Source organism: Photorhabdus akhurstii (assembly GCF_018448925.1).
In the GTDB taxonomy this organism is placed as follows: domain Bacteria; phylum Pseudomonadota; class Gammaproteobacteria; order Enterobacterales; family Enterobacteriaceae; genus Photorhabdus; species Photorhabdus akhurstii.
In genome coordinates this window covers 410,308-428,938 of sequence record NZ_RCWE01000003.1, presented here as the reverse complement: position 1 = coordinate 428,938, position 18,631 = coordinate 410,308, and the positions used below count along the sequence as shown (strand labels likewise).

Here is an 18,631-nt window from a genome sequence, read left to right as displayed (position 1 = left end):
GCCTGACCAAAACCCCGCCATTGTCCCCCCAGACTGGCGGCTATCAGGCGGCCGTAGCCCTGTGTATCGGTCAAATCGGCGCTTTTCCCTTCAAAGACCGTCTTAGCCAACGCATTCGCCATTGCCGGCGGGTCATCACTGTTGTTCATCTGTTGCAGTTTCAGCCGTACTTCGGTTACTCGCGTGAGAAAAGTTTGCAAATTCAGGGTGCTGTCAGTCTTGATTCCCCCGGCCGCCCGGTTTTCTCCCATCAGTGCCAGCAACGGCCCAAAGGTTTCATCCATCGGCCCGCGTACGCCAGCCACCGGTCGGTTCATCATTCGCAGCGTCTTTTTATTCAACAATGTCTTGGCGGATTTCACCAACGAGTCCGATAAACTCGGCCCCTGTTGCCCGGCCTCCCCCTGATAGGCCAGCGTGTTCATCAACGCAATCAGCGGAGACTGACGCCTGTCCGCCATCAGGGTTAGCTGGTCGATAACATCCGACAAATTCCGGGTTTTATGCCAGCGCAAACTGTTCAGAAAATCCTGCCACACGCCGGCAAAATCGGTGAAGTAACGGGCGGTCAAGCGGGCTTTCAGCTCTTCGGGTGATACCGCAGCCGGGACTGTCTGACGGTTATCACTCAGTACCCAGTCAATCGCTTCCTTACGTGACGCCACCGCTTCCGCTATCGCTTTTTGTATCCCGCCTTCCCACGCCTGACGGGTAAACATCCCCGGTATCACGCGAGAGGTGGTAAACAGCCGTTCAGCATCGGTGTCGCCGGTCATTTGGTTGAGTGTCAGGTCCGCGTAATTTTTCTCCACCGATTGCAGCATCTGCTGGTAGAGCGCCGCTTCGGCATTGTGCCTACCGAGCTGGAGCAGCAAAAGCTGACGCGCCTGTTTAACCAGCGCTTTATCCGGGGTTATCCGCCATTCGGGATGCGCGGGCAGATTCTCCGCATAAAACTTCCACAAATCCAACGACGCGTCCAGCCAGACGCCGGGGGCAATGCCGGCCCGCTCAGGTTCATTTTTATTCAGTATTCGGGTTAAAAATGCGGCATCCGCTTTTTCCGGCTGCGCCATCATCAGATAAGCTTTCAACTGGTCGTGACCGGCTTGCGCCCATTTGGCCCGCAAAGGGCTGCCCGGCGGTAAATTCACCAATGCGCTCAGTTTCGCATGCAGCACCGCCGCCGCTTTGTCCCGTATCAGGCGGTTATTGACCTGCGCATAATAGGGCAGCACCGTCGTCAACAGTTTCTGATTCTGACTCAAGCTAAAACGCTCATACCACGGCACGCCATGTTCAGCCCGGTATTGCAGCCGTCCCACCTCGTTACGCAGCTCCTTTAAGGCCAGCAACTGAGCGCCAGAATTTTCCGGACGCGCTTTCAGGTCATCCACTGCCGCCTGCACCTCGACTATCTGGTCACGGTTGGTGAAAAAGGAGAGCACCATGCCGGCACCCCACAATAAGCCCAGCACTATCAGGCCACGACAGATGGTCTGTGTGCGGAGCATGCCAACCCGCTGGCCGTGGAAACGACGACTGCCTTCCAACACCCCCTGCCAGGCCGAGTCGGGCAGCCAGCCCTGCGGGACTCTGGTCGCCTGCGCTTTGAGCGGTAAGCTGAACATCAGACCGCGCAGCGATACCACATCGCCATACTCCGCTAACCACGGCGTCAGGACCTGTTTCCAGTGAGCAATCCCCTGTTGCTTCAAGTTCGCGGACAGACGACAGAGAAAATCGTGGGCCGTCTTCTCCAGCAGTTGCTGCATGCCGCGCCGACGCAGCGGGTCAACCAATTCTTGTAACTGGGTCGCCACGATATCCGGGGTACACCGTTCAGGAAAAAAGCAGCCGACGGCCTGAGTGATGCGCTCTTCCTGAGACCAGACGCTGTGACACACCTGCCACAGGTAGACCGGAGCCTGCCAGCGCAACTGTTGAGCCTGTTTTTGCAACATCCTCAAAGCTTTATCCATCCACGCCGGCTGCGCGCTTTGGTCTTCGGTCAGCGCCCAGACAATGCCATTGAGCGGCCGGTAACGGCGCAGGCGACGCAGCGCCATCAACTGAGCGGTATTCGGTTCAGCCTGCAAACTGCCGCCCCAGAGCAACAGCACGCGATAACCCTCCAGCCAGTACGCAGTGGTCAGCCCCGGCGCGATTGCTTCCACCTGCTCCACTTCGCCCACCACCAGTAAAATCCGCACTTTATACCACCAGAACCGCCCGTAACGGAGGCGCATGCGATCAGGCAAGTCTTTTATAGCGGAGACTGATTCAGGGAGTTCTGTCGCTACAGAAATTTTTTCGTTATTGCCATTGCCTTCGGCATCAAACTTACCCCACTTCAACCGTGCATTTCCCTTGCCACTGGCGGTCAGCCACATATTTATCAGCCAACCCACCATGACACACAATGCAGTTAGAAAACCACAAGCCATCAACATCGTGTGACAAAACAGAGGGTCCCAGCCAAACCACTGAGCAACCTGCTCCGGAAGCATCAATAATGCTCCTCCGAACCAAAGTAAGATGCCAAGAATGATCGTAAGAATAGAGACAAATAGAGAATGAAGTTTCATGAAAGATCCTGTTTATCTGAAAGTAAGGGCGTAGTGACACCCACCCAAAGTTGATCAGCGCTGGTTTTATGCGCATACAATTGTGCGGTCTGTTCTTGTCTGGCTTGCTCACTGGCACAAATCAAAGCTAACCAAGGCGCCGCGCATCCTGTATAGCCAAAGGATTTCTCCAGCAACCAACAGGTCTCCCCATCCTTAAGTAAAAGCCCTTGTTGTTCTATTGCCGCACTCCACACACTGTCAGTCGATGTTCCCCAACCGGTTAACCAACTATTACCAATGTTATCTGTCCCCTGTTTTGCCCAGAGCAATGCCCGTTCTATCGCTACAGAAGTCCGCACAACCGGCTCACAGTGTGGCCTGTGGATTATCGTCAACTCAGTTGAGATTTCCTCCGGGATGGGGTGATTAGCAAAAATCAGTGCCACAACAGCTTCTCCAGCAATATTTAGAGGGATATCCTGTACTTCTGCGGCGATAACGATCAAAACCGAAGGTGAAGCTGGTTTCATATCTAGCCAGTTATCCAAAACTGCCAGCCCTTGTCCCGGACAAGTCAATGTATTTGGGAGAAATATCTCCGGCATCATGACATCGGATTCACTCACATTGAGCTGGATAGAACAGTAGCGGTGCCAGCGGGAAGGCAGCGCTTCTAAGAACGGGAGCACATCGGCTAAAAGCAGCTCTCGCGCCGTCATGAAACGTTTGGCAGCAAGTAATTCGTCAGAAAGCCGGGCATATTGGATCACCGCGTCTTGATCTTTTGATATTACCGGTGACATCAACACCTTTTTCTTTTGCAACGTACCCGGAAGTTTCGTGGCATCGTTGCCCGCAGGAGCAGACGCGTGAGTAAAAATCAATCGGGCACCGCGCTGTCCTCTACGAATTTCCTGCTCACGAATGGCCTGACATTCCCTGTCCCAACCATCGGCCCACACTTGTTGACATTTATAGCCAAGTCGTCGTATGCCAAAACAAAGCAACCAGAATGAAAACGGGAAAACGAAAAAGCAGTACCAGAACACACTGCCTGAACGTGTATCTTGCCAAAACCATAATGTCGTGATTGCGCCTGTCACCAGGCAAACGATCAAAAATATTAACCAGCGCAAGGTGACTGGACGTACCGGACGTGGAGCTTTATCCGGAATAGCATCAAGATTGATGGACATATTAATCTACCGTCCCCACTGAAAATGAACTGATTAACGTACAACCACAGGCGCAACAGTGCCCATTCAAAGCAACTTCCCGGTCATCATCAAGATAATCAGGACAGCCCTCAGCGATTGTCGTTTCACCATGTTTAGGACAAGAAACCTTATCGCCTTTTCGGGCAACAGGAATATTATCAAACTCAATTAAGTTAGATCCCTCTAAAACAGTTCCTCCGGATGAAGTTTTATCACCCTTGCGAATAAATGCCGGCATAAATGCCCTCCAAATTTAAAGTGATTAATCGATAAAAGATCGTTGAAAAGAAATATCTCTTTTCAATGCTATATTTACTTGGCTCGGATATTTTCTTATTAATACATATCCATAAACAAAAATAAAACCTGATATATATTGATAATAAAAACAATACAAAGTCTGATTTGCTCCATTGCAACAAATAATATATCAGTGATAATTTTAGTCCGGATAAGACTTTGTTATTACTTTGGTACCATTTTTGTTGATAATATTAGCTCCGTTGTAATTACATTCCGTATCTTCTCCATAAGAAAATGATTGAAAAAATAACAAAGTAAATAAAAAAAATAAAATTCATATTAAGTTTATTCTTCATATCTACTCTCCTCATCATTAGTGATTAGAATCGTATATTTAATGCGTAAAATTCATTCTGTTTTAACCTAACGTTATTCCATTAACCCCACCAAACCAATGAAGTAGGGTTACTAACTCCTTTAATCATTAAAAATTTTATTTACTTTTTATAAATATCATCTTTCCCTACCAACTAAACCATTCTCACTCTTGGCAATATTATTTTTATTAATTCAAATTCGGCATTTCTTGTAATTTCCTATCTGTTTTACACGCCAATAAAGTAAGGTTTTTTGACTTCAATATATTGGTTATCATCATTTTTTTCTTGTTGGTTTCTACAGTCAAACAAGAACAACCATAACCATAATTTATACCTGTCTTGATATATTGGCTTGCAGGAAAATCTTTAAGCTTATCCAATCCCTCCGAACTATAACCTCCCTGAATTGATATGATCCATTCACCCTCGCTGTCCAATAACCAGATATTGGATGGTGATGGATTAGCTAACCAACCACACCTTAATTCACTGGCACCAACATCAAGCACGAAAAACACACTTAAAATAAAAAATAATTTATTCACAATAATTCTCCATTATTCAACTTAGCTAGATAATTTTCAGAAACTCTTTAATTCATTTGGCATGATCTGTTCTACCTGGTATTTGATAAAAAGAATCAATCTACTCACTCCAATGCTCTCCATACATCACTTGCTGTTTTGTATTTAAAATGACTGATCTCACCATTGCTGATTCCTTCTATACCTTATTCAAAATATGAAGTTAGCTTTTCGTCTTTTTTAATTAAATTATTCTGACTGGGAGAAAAATAGGCATTCACCATGTAATACTGTCCGTAGGACTGTGCTCCTCCAGCATTAACATTCCATTTAATTATAGTAAAGAATCTGTCCGTATACTTTCCTTTCCCCCAGAAAACAGAAATAACTTCTGCAATTCCGGCATTATATCCATAAGAGTCGAAAAGAACACCATTGTTAATATTACAACGATCGGGTAAGAAAAGCGCTTTAACATCCGGGTAATCTTCATTTTTATTACTATAAAAGAATAGTAATGCACTATTATTAACCATCCTATCAGAATTAATAGTTTGTTGATAATGTCGATCAGGGAAATTCCGATTCAGTATATCTATATTAACTTTTTCACATGCCAAAGAATAAATTGGGAACAAAAAAGATAGAATAAACACCATTAATTTTGCCATTCAGAGCACCTAACCTACAATCTTAAATAGATTTAATCTAATCTAAAATAAACATCACAGCGTGTACAACACACCACCAAATATAGAAAATAATTATTTATTTTTAATTTTCCAAATCAACAAACTTTTCCTTCAATAAGGATTGACTAGCATTTTCATTTATCCCTGAACTGATTTCACATTTTTGATGGCTAATTAAATTTCCATCTTTCATTATACTGACCCCTGACTCAAAATTAGGATATCTCCCTATATAATCCTCTGATCTTATTATTCTATCATATATTATATAATGATAATTATTGTTCTCAAATCTAATATGACTTTCTCCACCACCACTATACCCTGTATAGCTAAAATAAAAATCTCCTTTGCCATTTATTTTTGGATAAGTAAAGTCTACTTTATTATTTTTCTCATGTTTATAATAAATATAGTCGTTTCTTTTACACACAGAAAATTTGCTCTCTTTCATAGTACAATGAAAAACAACGATCTCATTATTTTTACATAAAGTTGTAGCCGATAAAGGGGCATTCAAAAAAAACACACCTAATAGTAAATATTTCTTCATATTATATCCTCATCAAATTTTTCAAATTACTTAATCTTTCAGTTCTATCAGCTAAACCATTTTCACCTCCATTTACCAGTTTTGTTACTCTTTTGATATCATCATTGTCAGCAGCAATATTTATATTCTTACTTATCCAAAAGGCGAATGCTGTTTCTAATCCTATAGTTATATCCATTATAATTAAACCCAAATTATCGACAAGGTTAGCACTACCATTAACATTATATGCTTTCCTGTTAATTGTATAATTCCACGCTCCCTATTTAGAATAAAATATTTTTATTTATATTTTTCCTTTATATACTTTCTTATAGAATCCGAATCTTTATAATCAAATATTAGACCAGATGAACCACAACCATCATATCCTGATAAATTTTCATCATTCGTCAGTCTTCTGTTCATTACCAATTCACCTCTATCATATCTGTAGAAAAAAACTTTATAACGAATTGCACTGATATTTTCCTCATTCCATGATACAAGAACAGCAGCATTCTTAACTTTATCAACAAAGATAAAGAAAACAGTTTTAATTTCAGGGACACCATCATAAACATTATAATTATCAATCACCTTTCTATTTTTACCATATTTTTCCACAAGTGAAATGGATTTATTTCTTTCCTTAACAAAAGAAATAGTTATATTCTTACCTAGCGAAAAAGGCCCTTGTACAATATTATCTTGTGCCTGACATATAAAAGACACAAAAAAAAGAAAAAATAATATAATGCGTTTCATAATTTCAATCACTCTCTTTCAATTTCAAGCCCAAGAAGAAGTGCCACTTTGTTATATCTTTTTAGTCTATCTGCGTATCCATTTTGCCCTCCATTTACGACTTGAGTAACTTCTCTGACCGAAGATAGCTTAGCAAGATTTTTCAAATAAATACCATACGTATCTGTTTTTCTTGTCCAAAATCGATTAAATCATCATCCTTGAAAAACTCGTGGTGGGAAAACACCGAATGAATTATTTAAGGGAATACTAACATATTTATTTCCGGATTAACGATGTTGCACTTATTATGTAAATCTACCAAACTATTTTATCTATCAACAGGAGATATCAATGAATAAACTACTTTTTCTAATCATTCCATTCACTTTTTCATTGCAGGGAGTGACTTTCGCTGCTGCGGTACAAAGCTATGTTCATCCAATTATTAACATAAATACAATTATGGGAAAAAGCCAGTTAGTGTTTTATGAAGCATCCAACAATGAAGGCCCTGAATATTGTGGTGGAGAAGGAACAGGTATTATCGCTAAAGTTATAATTCCTAAAAAAGAGATTATAATCGACTGTTATGACCTCTATAAAAAAATGCCTAAAGTTCTTACTGTCGTATTAAAAAAGACTTCTAATAGCAAATACCCACAAATATTTGTACTTACATCAACATTTGACTCAAATGCGGCTATTGATGGTACATTATATCAAGTTCATTCTTATGACACTTCAAAGAAAAGCATACCAGAAATCAAGTTAAGTAGTAAATTTTCATGTATAGATGGATATTCATACGAAGAAAAGAGAAAACTTACATGCGATTTGAAAAATGCAAACGCCATTAAGAAACTATTTTAACGTTCAAACAATGCGGGTTATAAGATAACCCGCGCTTTATTTTCACCTCGTTCTATATATGAAAGATACAGGATTCACTTAGGCTGTACACTATCAAATAGACTCTTTAAGTTATTAACTTTTTCTTTAACTAACTCCATTCTTTTTTCTGCACCTAAGTTTCCCCACATAGTTCCATCTCTGGTATAAAAATCTTGCAGAAAAGAATAATAATTATCACGATATTCTAACCAAGATTTTTGGGCCTTAACTAATGCCTTTCTTTGATTATTATCGAGAATACTTAAGAGTTTTTTATACTCAATATTAAGCTCTTTATCCCATTCATCAGTAGCATTGCTGTAACATAAACTTATCTCAGGAGTTGAAAATGATTTATCTAAACAAGCATCTAAGGAATCATCTATCTGACCTGCATAAGACATTGAACTAAAAAAAATCATAATGGGAAATAATCTCTTCATAAATCTTACCTCAATTCCACAAAATACGTTCATAATGGGCCAAAACCAAGGCATGGTCTATCCGCAGGTCCTATTTTGCCACCGCCAGTAAATGGCGTAATAGGATTTTCACGCATTCCTCTGCCATTTACTTGTTGAAATCCGTAGTCGTCTCCTCTTCCAACAAACGAAATCCCAGTTTATTCAGGTCATGTTGATCTACCTCCGCCGTAAATTCCCCATTTTGTTTTACCCAGCCGGTCTGCATCACTTTGTACCAGTTCACCCGTTTTTATCGTTAACCAGAATGGTCAACGCTTTTTCCATTGACAAGAACCATCATTCATAGCATCAAATACCTGTGTGAAATCGTACCGTTTTTTCGACTTTGTGTTTATATATACAAAAGAAGAGAAAATAGCGCCTTGTCTTACAGTTATGTATTTACCTTCAGGTTTACCATTGATAATTTCTATCCAGGTTGTAGTATATTCATACGGCCTTCCTTCAGTAAATTCCTCTGCACTTTCTTTAATCGGAACAACAGTTATAGGGTAATTAGATTTCTCATATTTTACATATCCACCTAACCATTTATCTCTCCCTCCATCATTTATAGTAACAAACTTTAAATTAATCCCTTTCTGATCATTGGAAGTAAAACAGTTAATATAAGAATTCACACTGGCATTAGAAAAAAAAGGGAAAAAACAAAAGATAATGAAAATTATTTTTCTAAACATACCAACCACCTTAATTTTTTGAAAGATCAGAAATCCGATCATTAGAATAAATTAATACATCCTTTCCAAGTACTCCATAGTATTTACTGTTATATTACAGCCTCTTATATTTTCTCAACACCCCAACGCATTATCCTTATCACACGCTAAAAACGTAATGAGATTTCTAAGATTGTTTTTTTTCACTGTCTTACACATCAGCAGAAACTCTTTTTTATTATCATTATTTACAACACTTACCCCACTAGATTTTTCATTATTTTCATAATTATCAAATACTGTATATCTATAATTTTCATTGACAAAAGAAACATAAACATACTCCGTTTGATATCTCGTATAATGATTATATAAAAAACCAGAATAGTTATCTCCAAAAGAATTAAATATAAAACTGTTTATTCCCTCTTTTGACAAAGAGTATGATAACGTGCCATCTTTTATTTCCAATTTTACATTACCTTTCTTTGTATTACATGAAAAATAAATATCTGAATTATTTTCACTCTTAGCATAAGAGTTGTGAAAAGAAAGTAAAGAAAGCAAAAGTACTAAACTACCTGTGAGATATAATCGCATCATAATTCCTACTCATTTTTACATCATATCCATTCTGACGGGGACCGTTGTATATTCGAGAAAAAAACTGTCAGTCCTTCGCTCTTAGGGCCTTAATCAATTCAATATAAAGTTAATAAAATAGTCATTGAAAATTTATTTACTCCGTATAAATATTATTTTTCTTTTCACATTCATATTAGCATCATCAAATGGTTTTGAATCTTCAATAACCCATATAAGTTTATTCTTTTCTTTTGTTATTCTCGCGGTTCCACTACCACCAAAAGTACTCATAAAATAAACATCAGCAACATTACCATTTATATGACCTTTTATATTTAACACATCATTATCCTCACAATCTATCCTATTGCCATTATTTGTTATAAAACAATACCTGCCTACTATTACATTTTTATTCTCCTTTAAATAAAGCTTATAAGTGTCATTATTATACTGTGAAATCCAATAGCCAGAAAAAGCAAATGCTTGGGAACAAAAAAACAATAATAGAAACAAAATCTTTTTCATATAATCACCTTTAAACAATCATTAACTCTATCTAATCATCCTGCAAGATATTTCACTTAATTATTACAACTATCATTTATATATGTTAATGATTCAAAATATCCCTTTCTGACATTCACAAAAAACTATCTTGATCTTCATAAGGATAATTAATGTTCCATATGACAATCTAATCTTAAATTTTAGATCATCCAGAATCACTCGGAAGTATTCATTGACATTAATTGCTCTATGCGAATTTTCATTATTTTAGTTAAACATCTTTCATCACTACCACATTTGTTTCTGTTTTTTAACCATTCCACTTGCTCCGCGTGTAAATTTCTTAAATTATCTCGATCTCCTATAGATTGCTGTAACTCTTTCGTTAATATCCAAGTCTTATTAACACTATTATCCCATGCTGCCAAATCAAAATTTTGACAGATAGCTCTTTCTGTTTTACTTTGAGCATTCTTACAGTTAAATGACGCAACTGGAGTGGGTTTTTGAGGCAGTCGGTTCATTTTGATAATAGTCAAATCAAACCAATTAGTTAATAAAGTATCTCTATCTATAATAAAAAACCATGTTCTATTATCATCATTACCAACACCAGGGCCAAAATAACCTGATTTACAAGAGAACTTCTCCACGGGATATATTCTATTACCATCAATACTCAATTCGTAATCTTTAGCTGTTGTATTTTTATCCCCCGCTGATATTTTCGATATTAAACTATTTATTGTTTCCGCTCCTGATGAGACTGATAAAGATAAGCATGTCCCATCCTCAGGAAAATTAGAAGATAGTCTATTAGCACTAATATCTAACACCCTACCAACTAATCTAGGATCATTGAATTGATAATTAAGCCGCCTAGTTGAATTATTATTTATTTCAACCTGTCTAATTTGCCAGTTTCCATATAAGGAAACTGGGGTCAATGACTCAGAAAACGAACTAAAACTCGCATTGAAAAGTAAACCACCCAAAATTACTCTTTTAATCAATTCTCTATACATACTCATTATCGGTAATCTCCTTTTGTATAAAGATTAACTTCATATTTCCTTCTGTTAACTAATCCATTAACAACCACTCCCCCCGATGTCACAGCTTTTTTCATTTCCTCCATTGCATTCTTTACCTCACCATTGTTGATAAATCTAGTCACGTTATTAAATCTCCCCCCTAGGTTATAGGCAAAACTCACTAATGCATCAAATTGATTTTGCCTTAATGGAACTTTTATTTTTCTTCTCACTAAATCTTCATAAGCAGGTAAATAACGTTTCATAATTCTGCTACACATGACCTTCTTCAACCCATTGTTATACATAGAATTATGAGTAGTATAAGATGTAGCGCTATTTTGGAATCTTATTTACTATATACTTGAGTAGCTTGCTCTCCTGTTCAGCAGTTAATGAGACAAGATTACGGTTATCTCTTGCAAAATTACTTGCGTCATTATTAGTAAGTCCTGCTCCCTTATTAATTTTCTCTGCTATATCAGAATCTAATCCAATATTACGCATAGTTTCTTTTATGGAAGACTGAGAACGCTCTTTCATATCCTAGACCTATTACTCCACCTAACCATCCCACAAGATATGTTCCTCCGGATGAAATCTCATCACCTTTAAGAATAAATGCCAGCATAAGTACCCCCTTGTTAAAGTGACTAATTAATAAAAAATCATTGAAAAGCAATATCTCTCTTCAATATTGTATTTACTTATATCTGATATGTATTGAAAATAAAAAGACACAAAGACCAATTTGTTCCATTGTAACAAATGAGATAATAGTAATAATCCAAATAATTCAATCTGGATAAGACTTTGTTATCACTTTTGTGCCATTTATGTTCTCATTAAAATAGAATTCTGTTGTGCCGCCAGAAAACTCGATAATAATTTTCAGTTTATTTTTATTTATCCATATGTATTTAACCTCCATACAATCCTTATCACATTTAACTGTTATATTTTTCATCACATTCAGTTTTTCAGAAAGATAAAATCCGTCACTTCCTTCAATAGAACTATTTCTGAATATTGCATATGCTTCTACAATATTAACACCATTGTAGAAACATTCCGTTATATCTCCATTCTCATAAACTGATTCTATAGATTGTTCTGTATGTTTACAAAAATTATTTTTTTTAGCATTGGATAATGATTTGGAGCTATCCATTCTGGAGTAAAATATAGCGTATCCGTCATAAATAAAAACCATCTTATTATCTATATAAATGAAATCAGAGAATGGATATTCACATGTTTCATCAGGATTAACTGGAGAAACATTATAAATATAATCATTTAATTTGACATTATATTTAGAAAAAAAATTCTTATATAATTCGACTGTCTTGTTGCTATACCAATAGCTGATAGGCGTTTTTTTCTCAGCGATATACTCATAAGAACACAACCCAGTAACATTAAGGATATTATTATTAAAACTCAGCTTTCTCATCTTAAATATATTTTCAATAACCTTCTTATTCACTTCATCAGATACGGATACAATAGGCCCTGACACATAAGAATATCCCCATTCAGAATTATTTAACTCTCTCTTAACAGTATTTGCAGCAACCTCCTTACCCCCACCATAAGAAAGTGACTGAAAAAACAATAAGACAAATAAAAAAACAAAAACCACACTAAGTTTACTTTTCATGCTTATTCCTCACCATTAGTGATTAAAATTGTATTTTTTAATCAGAAAAATATCATATTCGGCACGCCTTCTATTCACCAACCCACTTATTCCACCATTAGTAATATCCAAAAACTCTTCAGCTGCTTCAACATAGTCTCTATTATTAAGTAATTTCACTAGATTAGGTGCTCTTTTTTGGACAAAGAAATTCTCACCGCAATTAAATAACAAACTGACCAGCGCATCGAACTCATTTTGATACAAATTAACGAAAATAGCCTGTTTGACTGCATTCTCAAAACGTAGCAAATCATTACTAAATATTTCATCAGCTTTTTGTTTTGTTATTTTTCCTTGTAAATCAACTGGCAAATTAATATCCTCACAATTTTTTTTCTGGATTAAATGTCCATAACCAATAGTACAAAACCCTTTAACATCATTATACGCTTCCAATTCTAGTGATTCCCACGATTTTATAAAATTCTTACCTTTTTCAGAGGTAAATAATCCATTAACATTCAGTCTGTTGTCACTACAGTTATTATTTTGAAAAGTACTCCTGTAACCTTCATCTAAAATATTTAATGGATCTGATAAATCACGTCGGCGTATGAATGGTGGATTATCACGATCAGTTAATGAGTGGTTTATATTGAGTCCATCATCTCCCGTATAATACTCAAAATGAAGCATGAATACAGTGTTACCGTTTAATTTAAGTACAGGAGAACCATCTTTATGAAGAAGTCTACCAGTACTCCCAATATGTTGATTTTGTTTTATTCTTTCATTAATTCCAACTTTTATACTATTAGGATCTAGTTCACCATAGCGAATAATAAAATTCCTACCATCTTTTGTTGTATGTTTAACTGTTACCTGATAAGTCCCACTATAAAAACTATGAACATCCAGAACTATACCATCACATATTGCGACAACTTTCTCATGAGGATTTGTATATAGATCTCGCGCAGCGTGCTTTCTTTTTCCTCCAGAACGATTTGTTCCAAAAGCAGCCATATTCCTTTGATGAATATCTCTCCAATCGTAATGAGACCATTTATGTCCCGGATCATTTTCAGGTTTCACTGTTAGTGGGAAAATTATTTGTTTTTCTTCTTCACATTTCAGGGCATCCAAAAACACCACAGGATGCATATGCCACACTGGCTTCCCGCTACTGAATGGTTCCACTTCCTTCATCCATACCTGATCATCCAAATACTGCCGCCAGAACTTATTCGCCGTGCGGTTTTTTACCACATTCGTAAAAAAGTTCTCCCACGGTCCCCCTTGACTGTCTTCATACCATTCACTGCTGTGCTTCACGATAAACCTCGTCACCACGTTAATCATTTCCGGGTTATACAACCCAAGGCGCACTTCCTGCGCATTCAACTGTCCATCGCCGTCTTTATCCAGCTCCCGTAAAATACGTTCATAACGGACCGGAACCAAAGCATGATCTATCCGCCTGTCCTGTTTTGCCACCGCCAGTAAATGACGCAATAAGACTTTCACACATTCTTCTGCCGTTAACTTGCTGAAATCCGTGGTCGCCTCCTCTTCCAACAAACGAAATCCCAGTTTATTCAGGTCATGTTGATCTACCTCCGTTACAAGTTCCCCATTCTGTTTTACCCAGCCGGTCTGCGTCACTTTGTACCAGTTTACCCCGTTTTTATCCTTAACCGGGCTGGTCAGCGCTTTCGCCAGAACGATTTCCTGCTGCGTTCTGACTTTCAAGGGGGTAAAAGTTTTGTGTGTCGCGTCATAACTGTGCAACATCTGATCAAGACCGCAGATAACATATTTCCGGCCATCCGCCAGGTGTTTTGTGTTATTGACAAAATCCGGCAAGTTATCGTCAGCACTCAACACTTCAATATGCGTAAAATAGTAAGACATTCGGTCAGGCAACCGGGCCGCAGGCGATTCAAATAACCCCAGATGCCCTATCGGGTCTCCGGCGTTTATGCGGATAACCGCATCACCCGTCAAAGTTTGTACACTATCGAACGCCCCTTTTTTAACTGCCGTTTGCATCCAAACCGGCATCTGGGGACAGGCTTCACCTGTCTGCTCAACAAACTGAGGATCTAATTCCACCCAAAATTTTTTTTTATCTTTTACTACGCCTCCCTCTAGTTTCTGCGCCAGACCAAAGCGTACTTTGTCATAACGGGTCGAGATGATGGTGGTCATAAAGAAATCCGCGGTCTGATAGACCAAAAATTCATCACCGTGTTTCAGTGTGCCATGTTTCGGCGGAATATCATAATCACGACGTTCACCCCGTTCCGTCACATCGGATGGTATACCGTATTGCTCCTCATTATTTGCGGTAAACCGGTGGGTATTCAGTGTGTGTTGCACAATCGCTCTATAACGTGGGTATGCCGGGTAGTCGCTCACCGGCGCCAGATGCATATACAGGCTGTAGAATGTCAGCAGTGTTTCATCCTGTGCCTTGTACTCTGACTTCACCAACGCAAAAGTACTGGAGTATTTCAGTTGTTCATCACGAAAATAAGGGGCTTGTAAATACGCTTTATTCAGCCGGTAAGCCACTACTTCCCCCTCAGTCATACAGCGCAGCGGCATCACTTTGTTCTGTTGCAATAGATCCGGCGTCAGTTTGGAATACGGCGCACTGGCCCGGTCACTGAGATGCACGCCGCCGTGCCACAGGCCATTCGCCCCAACCAGCCAAGCGCCATTAGGCTCAGAACGCAGTTTCGCCAGCATGGCTTGCAGGCTTTTATCATCGGTGGCCTGATAAGGCTGGCCATCATTTTCTCGGCTGACAGGAAAACAAATTTTCATTGGTGCAGGCTCCTTATCCTGAAATTGAACCCGTGTGATCGGGAGTCGTTTCTTTTAATTCTGTTTTGGGAAAGGCAGATACTTTTGTGTCGATTGAAGCCCCACCTTGCTTTACGTTGTAACTCTGGCATTTCACTTGATAGCCTCCCAATGTCCCAAACTCGATACCACTGCCATCCATCTTGAGATAGGTTCCCCCCGCGTTCAGCGTCAGTGTTTTGGGTGTGGTAATCGTGATGTTGTTATCACTACTGGAGAGCGTGATTTCCTGTTGCGCCATCAATTCCATCTCATCATGCTGGGCCTGTACCAGTACTTTGCCCTGATTGGCAATCAGCTTGATGCCTAATTTTTGGACAAATAAACCAAACGCTTCTCCTACGCCGATAAACAAACGTTTCATCACCCCGATATCCGCGTGTTTGCCGACATTGACCATCAGGTTTTCTTTAGCGGCCATTTGCATATGTTCACCACTGACCAAAGAAATACCCGCCGGTGAGCTGGCTAACAGTACTGCTGTCTGCAATTGCGTAACCCGCTCTTGGACATAACTCAGTTGGGTTTGTACGTCGGCGGCAAGAGACGCGGCCTGTGTCGCTGCTTCACTGAGTGTTTGCATCTGTTGGTTGGCTTGTGCCAGTGCCGATAACGCTTCCTGCATCTCCAGCGTTTTGCCCTGTGCTTTCAACTGTTCATCGGTACTGATAAACAACCCCTTACCGGCCCGAATCGCGCCCCAGTCGTCGGTGCGTAGCTCAAAGCCTTCACCCCGTTTATCCGGGTGTGGGCGCTGGCTATCGACGAGATGGCCGAGATTCAACTGGCTTTTACCGCCGTATTCGGTACTCAGTTTGATATGTTCCCGACCGCGCTCGTCATCCATCCGCAGTTTGTTATTCGCCGGGGTGCGCAGGACGTTGCGTTTGTAGTTGTAGAGATTGACGTGATCCGGGTGCTCCGAGTCATGCAGGGCATAGGCGATGTAGGGCCGGTCCGGGTCGCCCCCTTCAAAGGCGATCGCCACTTCGGTGCCTTCCAGCAACGGCCAGTGAAAGCCATACTTCTCTCCGGCATAGGGACGCGCCAGACGCACCCACAGGCTTTCTTCCCCTTGCGGCCATTTCTCCCGGTCAAAGTTAAACGCCACCCGATACAAGCCGTTTTTGTCGATGTCGCCGTAGGTATCATTCACTTTCGTGCTGCTCACCCGCGCGGGTATCGTGCCCGCCATCACCGGTTTCGGCACTCGTTCCGGGCGAAAACAGACGGTTTCAGAGTAGGGAATGGCGGTGAACGCCATTTCAAAACTGCTGTCCCGGCGAGCGCTGTTGGTGATCTGGGTGATTATCGCTCCTTTGCGAAACGCTTCCGGGGCGTCTCCTTTCACTTTCAGTTCCTGCCCCGGCACCAGCGTGGCGGAGGTGGTCATTCCCCGCAGGCGAATGCGTTGATTCAGGTAACGCTCGTGATGCAGGCGGGCATAAAATACTCCGCTTTCCGCCTCCGGTTGATAGGCGTAACGGTCGCCGGATATCCGGTAGTGATCGCGGTAATGGTACGCTTCGCCATAAGTGGTGCGGTCGCCCCGTGTCACATCCGCCTCGGTGTTCAAGCCGGGATACGGCCGGGCATCGTGGTAGTCATAATTGCGGGTCGCGACTTTTCCCTCCACCACCTGATACGCGGTTTCCATGCCCCAGACCACCGCGTCCTCCTCGCCGTGCATGCCTGACGGATTGCGGGCAGGCAGGTAGACGTTGAACTGGTAGTCACGCTGGTCGTCGTAAAACTCCACCACATCGATATTTAATCGGTCATCGGCGGTCACTTTGTACCAGATACCCACTTCCGCCAGCAGGCGCTGGATAAAGCGCAGGTCATCTTCGCCATACTGCATCACCTGTTCCCGCCTCGGGTAGTTGTACGCCAGACTGAACAGGAAGTCCTGCCCGCGAAATCCGTGACGATCCCGCAGGATTTTTTCCACAATCTCCGGCACCGACAGTTTTTGGTAGATGGCGTATTGATGGCTTCTCGCCAGCAGCGCCAGTCGCGGCTCGAGCGTCACTTCGTAACGGCTTTCGTCCCGCGAGGTGGAGAGCAGTTTAAAACCGCTGATCACCCCGTAAACCGAGCGCAATGGCGCCGGGGGTTCGATCGGCCAGCCCCGGATACCCGGATTGATTTCAGGCGAAGTCAGGGTAAATGCAGCCTGCTGCATCAGCATCTGTGCCGGTTCAATCCCTTTCTCCGCACTGGTGAATTCAATGGCATAGTGAAACGGCTGGCTTAAGGCTTCCTGCCCGCTAAAGGCCAGCACGTCCAGCGGGGCTTTATTGCCCCACACTTTTAGTCTGTAGCGGCTGTGATCAAAGATGATCATCGGTGTTGGATTTGTCATATTTTCTTCCGATTATTCCTCAGTCGTTTGGGTACGCTACCGCCCATAGCCGTATACCGAGGCCCATAAGGTTATGATTTATCTGGTTTTAAGTTTTTTATCGCGGGGCCTCCCGCCCCCCGCGATTACACAAAAAATGAAAAAACAGCAGACGGATTAAACCGTCTGCCGCACTTGCTACGCCGTCGCGCGTTCATTCCACGCATCAGCGTGAATGATGTTGCCGTCTTTGTAGGTCCAGGTGATTTTTTCGTAACGAAGCTCTATGCGTTCCAGATGGTTGTGCTTCTCTTTGGCAGGGTCTTTGATGTCGTGCATCAGCGGCGCCACTTTCACCACCTTCACGTTGTCCAGTTGGGTAATGAAGTACTCTTTCTCCTGACCTGCGTCATCAATGCTGTACCACTTGATTTCAGCGGATTTCAGGGTCTGGCCGGTGGTGACCGCTTTATACAAATAGGGACTTGATGCATCCACATCTTTGGTGAATACCAGCGGAGCATGCACACGGGTACCCGTCAGTTTGCCGGTGTTGTTGTCCGTCGGAATGTGCAACATATGTTCCAACGCCACAATCTCAATGCTGCCCTCCCGGCCCTGTACATCGACAGAACCCTTGATGTCAGCGCCGCCGTCATCTTTTAGCCATAAATAAGCGGGAATCGCCATAATGATTAC

Annotated in this window: 23 protein-coding genes; 2 read left to right on the top strand and 21 right to left on the bottom strand. The window is 41.1% G+C overall.

Going from position 1 to position 18,631, the window contains the following annotated elements:
• Window positions 1–1,556, bottom strand: a 1,556-nt coding sequence (locus EAE93_RS06595; RefSeq protein ID WP_332008440.1) for an ImcF-related family protein, incomplete at its 3' end; no start/stop codon positions are given.
• Window positions 1,557–1,943: 387 nt separating this feature from the next.
• Between EAE93_RS06595 and EAE93_RS24440 the strand changes: the two genes are divergently transcribed.
• Window positions 1,944–2,204: a hypothetical protein gene (locus EAE93_RS24440; protein ID WP_250150903.1), complete on the top strand. Its 261-nt coding sequence runs from the start codon at window positions 1,944–1,946 to the stop codon at window positions 2,202–2,204.
• Window positions 2,205–2,343: 139 nt separating this feature from the next.
• Here the strand turns inward: EAE93_RS24440 and EAE93_RS06590 are convergent, their stop codons facing one another.
• The 8 genes from EAE93_RS06590 to EAE93_RS06555 form a co-directional block, all read right to left on the bottom strand.
• On the bottom strand, window positions 2,344–2,487 hold the full coding sequence (locus tag EAE93_RS06590) for a hypothetical protein (protein WP_214039347.1): 144 nt from the start codon (window positions 2,485–2,487) through the stop codon (window positions 2,344–2,346).
• A 97-nt stretch (window positions 2,488–2,584) separates the two neighbouring features.
• Window positions 2,585–3,766, bottom strand: a complete 1,182-nt coding sequence (locus EAE93_RS06585) for a hypothetical protein (RefSeq protein ID WP_214039336.1) — start codon at window positions 3,764–3,766, stop codon at window positions 2,585–2,587.
• Between the two features lies 1 nt (window position 3,767).
• The gene (locus tag EAE93_RS06580; RefSeq protein WP_214039335.1) at window positions 3,768–4,025 is read right to left on the bottom strand and encodes a PAAR domain-containing protein; all 258 of its coding nucleotides are present in this window, start codon (window positions 4,023–4,025) and stop codon (window positions 3,768–3,770) included.
• Between the two features lie 570 nt (window positions 4,026–4,595).
• Window positions 4,596–4,955: a DUF4087 domain-containing protein gene (locus tag EAE93_RS06575; protein ID WP_040151099.1), complete on the bottom strand. Its 360-nt coding sequence runs from the start codon at window positions 4,953–4,955 to the stop codon at window positions 4,596–4,598.
• Window positions 4,956–5,140: 185 nt separating this feature from the next.
• Entirely contained in the window at window positions 5,141–5,605 is a 465-nt protein-coding gene (locus EAE93_RS06570) for a hypothetical protein (protein WP_040151095.1), read from the bottom strand.
• A gap of 103 nt (window positions 5,606–5,708) precedes the next feature.
• Entirely contained in the window at window positions 5,709–6,179 is a 471-nt protein-coding gene (locus EAE93_RS06565; RefSeq protein WP_214039334.1) for a hypothetical protein, read from the bottom strand.
• A gap of 1 nt (window position 6,180) precedes the next feature.
• Complete coding sequence (locus tag EAE93_RS06560) at window positions 6,181–6,357, bottom strand: hypothetical protein (RefSeq protein ID WP_214039333.1); 177 nt, start codon at window positions 6,355–6,357, stop codon at window positions 6,181–6,183.
• 104 nt (window positions 6,358–6,461) lie between these two features.
• Window positions 6,462–6,926, bottom strand: a complete 465-nt coding sequence (locus EAE93_RS06555) for a hypothetical protein (RefSeq protein WP_214039332.1) — start codon at window positions 6,924–6,926, stop codon at window positions 6,462–6,464.
• Window positions 6,927–7,259: 333 nt separating this feature from the next.
• Between EAE93_RS06555 and EAE93_RS06550 the strand changes: the two genes are divergently transcribed.
• The gene (locus tag EAE93_RS06550) at window positions 7,260–7,778 is read left to right on the top strand and encodes a hypothetical protein (protein WP_214039331.1); all 519 of its coding nucleotides are present in this window, start codon (window positions 7,260–7,262) and stop codon (window positions 7,776–7,778) included.
• A gap of 74 nt (window positions 7,779–7,852) precedes the next feature.
• Here EAE93_RS06550 and EAE93_RS06545 read toward each other — a convergent pair whose 3' ends face one another.
• From EAE93_RS06545 to EAE93_RS06490, 12 genes are all read right to left on the bottom strand, one after another.
• Entirely contained in the window at window positions 7,853–8,242 is a 390-nt protein-coding gene (locus EAE93_RS06545; protein WP_214039330.1) for a lysozyme inhibitor LprI family protein, read from the bottom strand.
• Window positions 8,243–8,369: 127 nt separating this feature from the next.
• On the bottom strand, window positions 8,370–8,507 hold the full coding sequence (locus tag EAE93_RS06540; RefSeq protein WP_214039329.1) for a hypothetical protein: 138 nt from the start codon (window positions 8,505–8,507) through the stop codon (window positions 8,370–8,372).
• Window positions 8,508–8,532: 25 nt separating this feature from the next.
• The gene (locus tag EAE93_RS06535; RefSeq protein WP_052105858.1) at window positions 8,533–8,964 is read right to left on the bottom strand and encodes a hypothetical protein; all 432 of its coding nucleotides are present in this window, start codon (window positions 8,962–8,964) and stop codon (window positions 8,533–8,535) included.
• A 114-nt stretch (window positions 8,965–9,078) separates the two neighbouring features.
• Entirely contained in the window at window positions 9,079–9,543 is a 465-nt protein-coding gene (locus tag EAE93_RS06530) for a hypothetical protein (protein ID WP_250150902.1), read from the bottom strand.
• Window positions 9,544–9,678: 135 nt separating this feature from the next.
• Window positions 9,679–10,056, bottom strand: coding sequence for a hypothetical protein (locus EAE93_RS06525; RefSeq protein WP_036812445.1), 378 nt, complete (start codon window positions 10,054–10,056; stop codon window positions 9,679–9,681).
• 197 nt (window positions 10,057–10,253) lie between these two features.
• Window positions 10,254–11,069, bottom strand: a complete 816-nt coding sequence (locus EAE93_RS06520; protein ID WP_214039328.1) for a lysozyme inhibitor LprI family protein — start codon at window positions 11,067–11,069, stop codon at window positions 10,254–10,256.
• A complete protein-coding gene (locus EAE93_RS06515; RefSeq protein WP_415186278.1) occupies window positions 11,069–11,380 on the bottom strand; it encodes a lysozyme in 312 nt (103 codons plus the stop codon). Before EAE93_RS06515 ends, EAE93_RS06520 begins: the two co-directional genes overlap by 1 nt.
• A 28-nt stretch (window positions 11,381–11,408) precedes the next feature.
• Entirely contained in the window at window positions 11,409–11,615 is a 207-nt protein-coding gene (locus EAE93_RS06510) for a lysozyme family protein (RefSeq protein ID WP_214039326.1), read from the bottom strand.
• 253 nt (window positions 11,616–11,868) lie between these two features.
• Complete coding sequence (locus EAE93_RS06505; protein ID WP_214039325.1) at window positions 11,869–12,735, bottom strand: hypothetical protein; 867 nt, start codon at window positions 12,733–12,735, stop codon at window positions 11,869–11,871.
• Between the two features lie 15 nt (window positions 12,736–12,750).
• Window positions 12,751–15,549, bottom strand: coding sequence for a glycoside hydrolase family protein (locus EAE93_RS06500; protein WP_214039324.1), 2,799 nt, complete (start codon window positions 15,547–15,549; stop codon window positions 12,751–12,753).
• 13 nt (window positions 15,550–15,562) lie between these two features.
• Window positions 15,563–17,953, bottom strand: a complete 2,391-nt coding sequence (locus EAE93_RS06495) for a type VI secretion system Vgr family protein (protein ID WP_214039323.1) — start codon at window positions 17,951–17,953, stop codon at window positions 15,563–15,565.
• A 177-nt stretch (window positions 17,954–18,130) separates the two neighbouring features.
• Window positions 18,131–18,622 (bottom strand): Hcp family type VI secretion system effector, encoded by a 492-nt coding sequence (locus EAE93_RS06490; protein WP_214039322.1) that lies wholly within the window; start codon window positions 18,620–18,622, stop codon window positions 18,131–18,133.
• Window positions 18,623–18,631 lie beyond the last annotated feature (9 nt).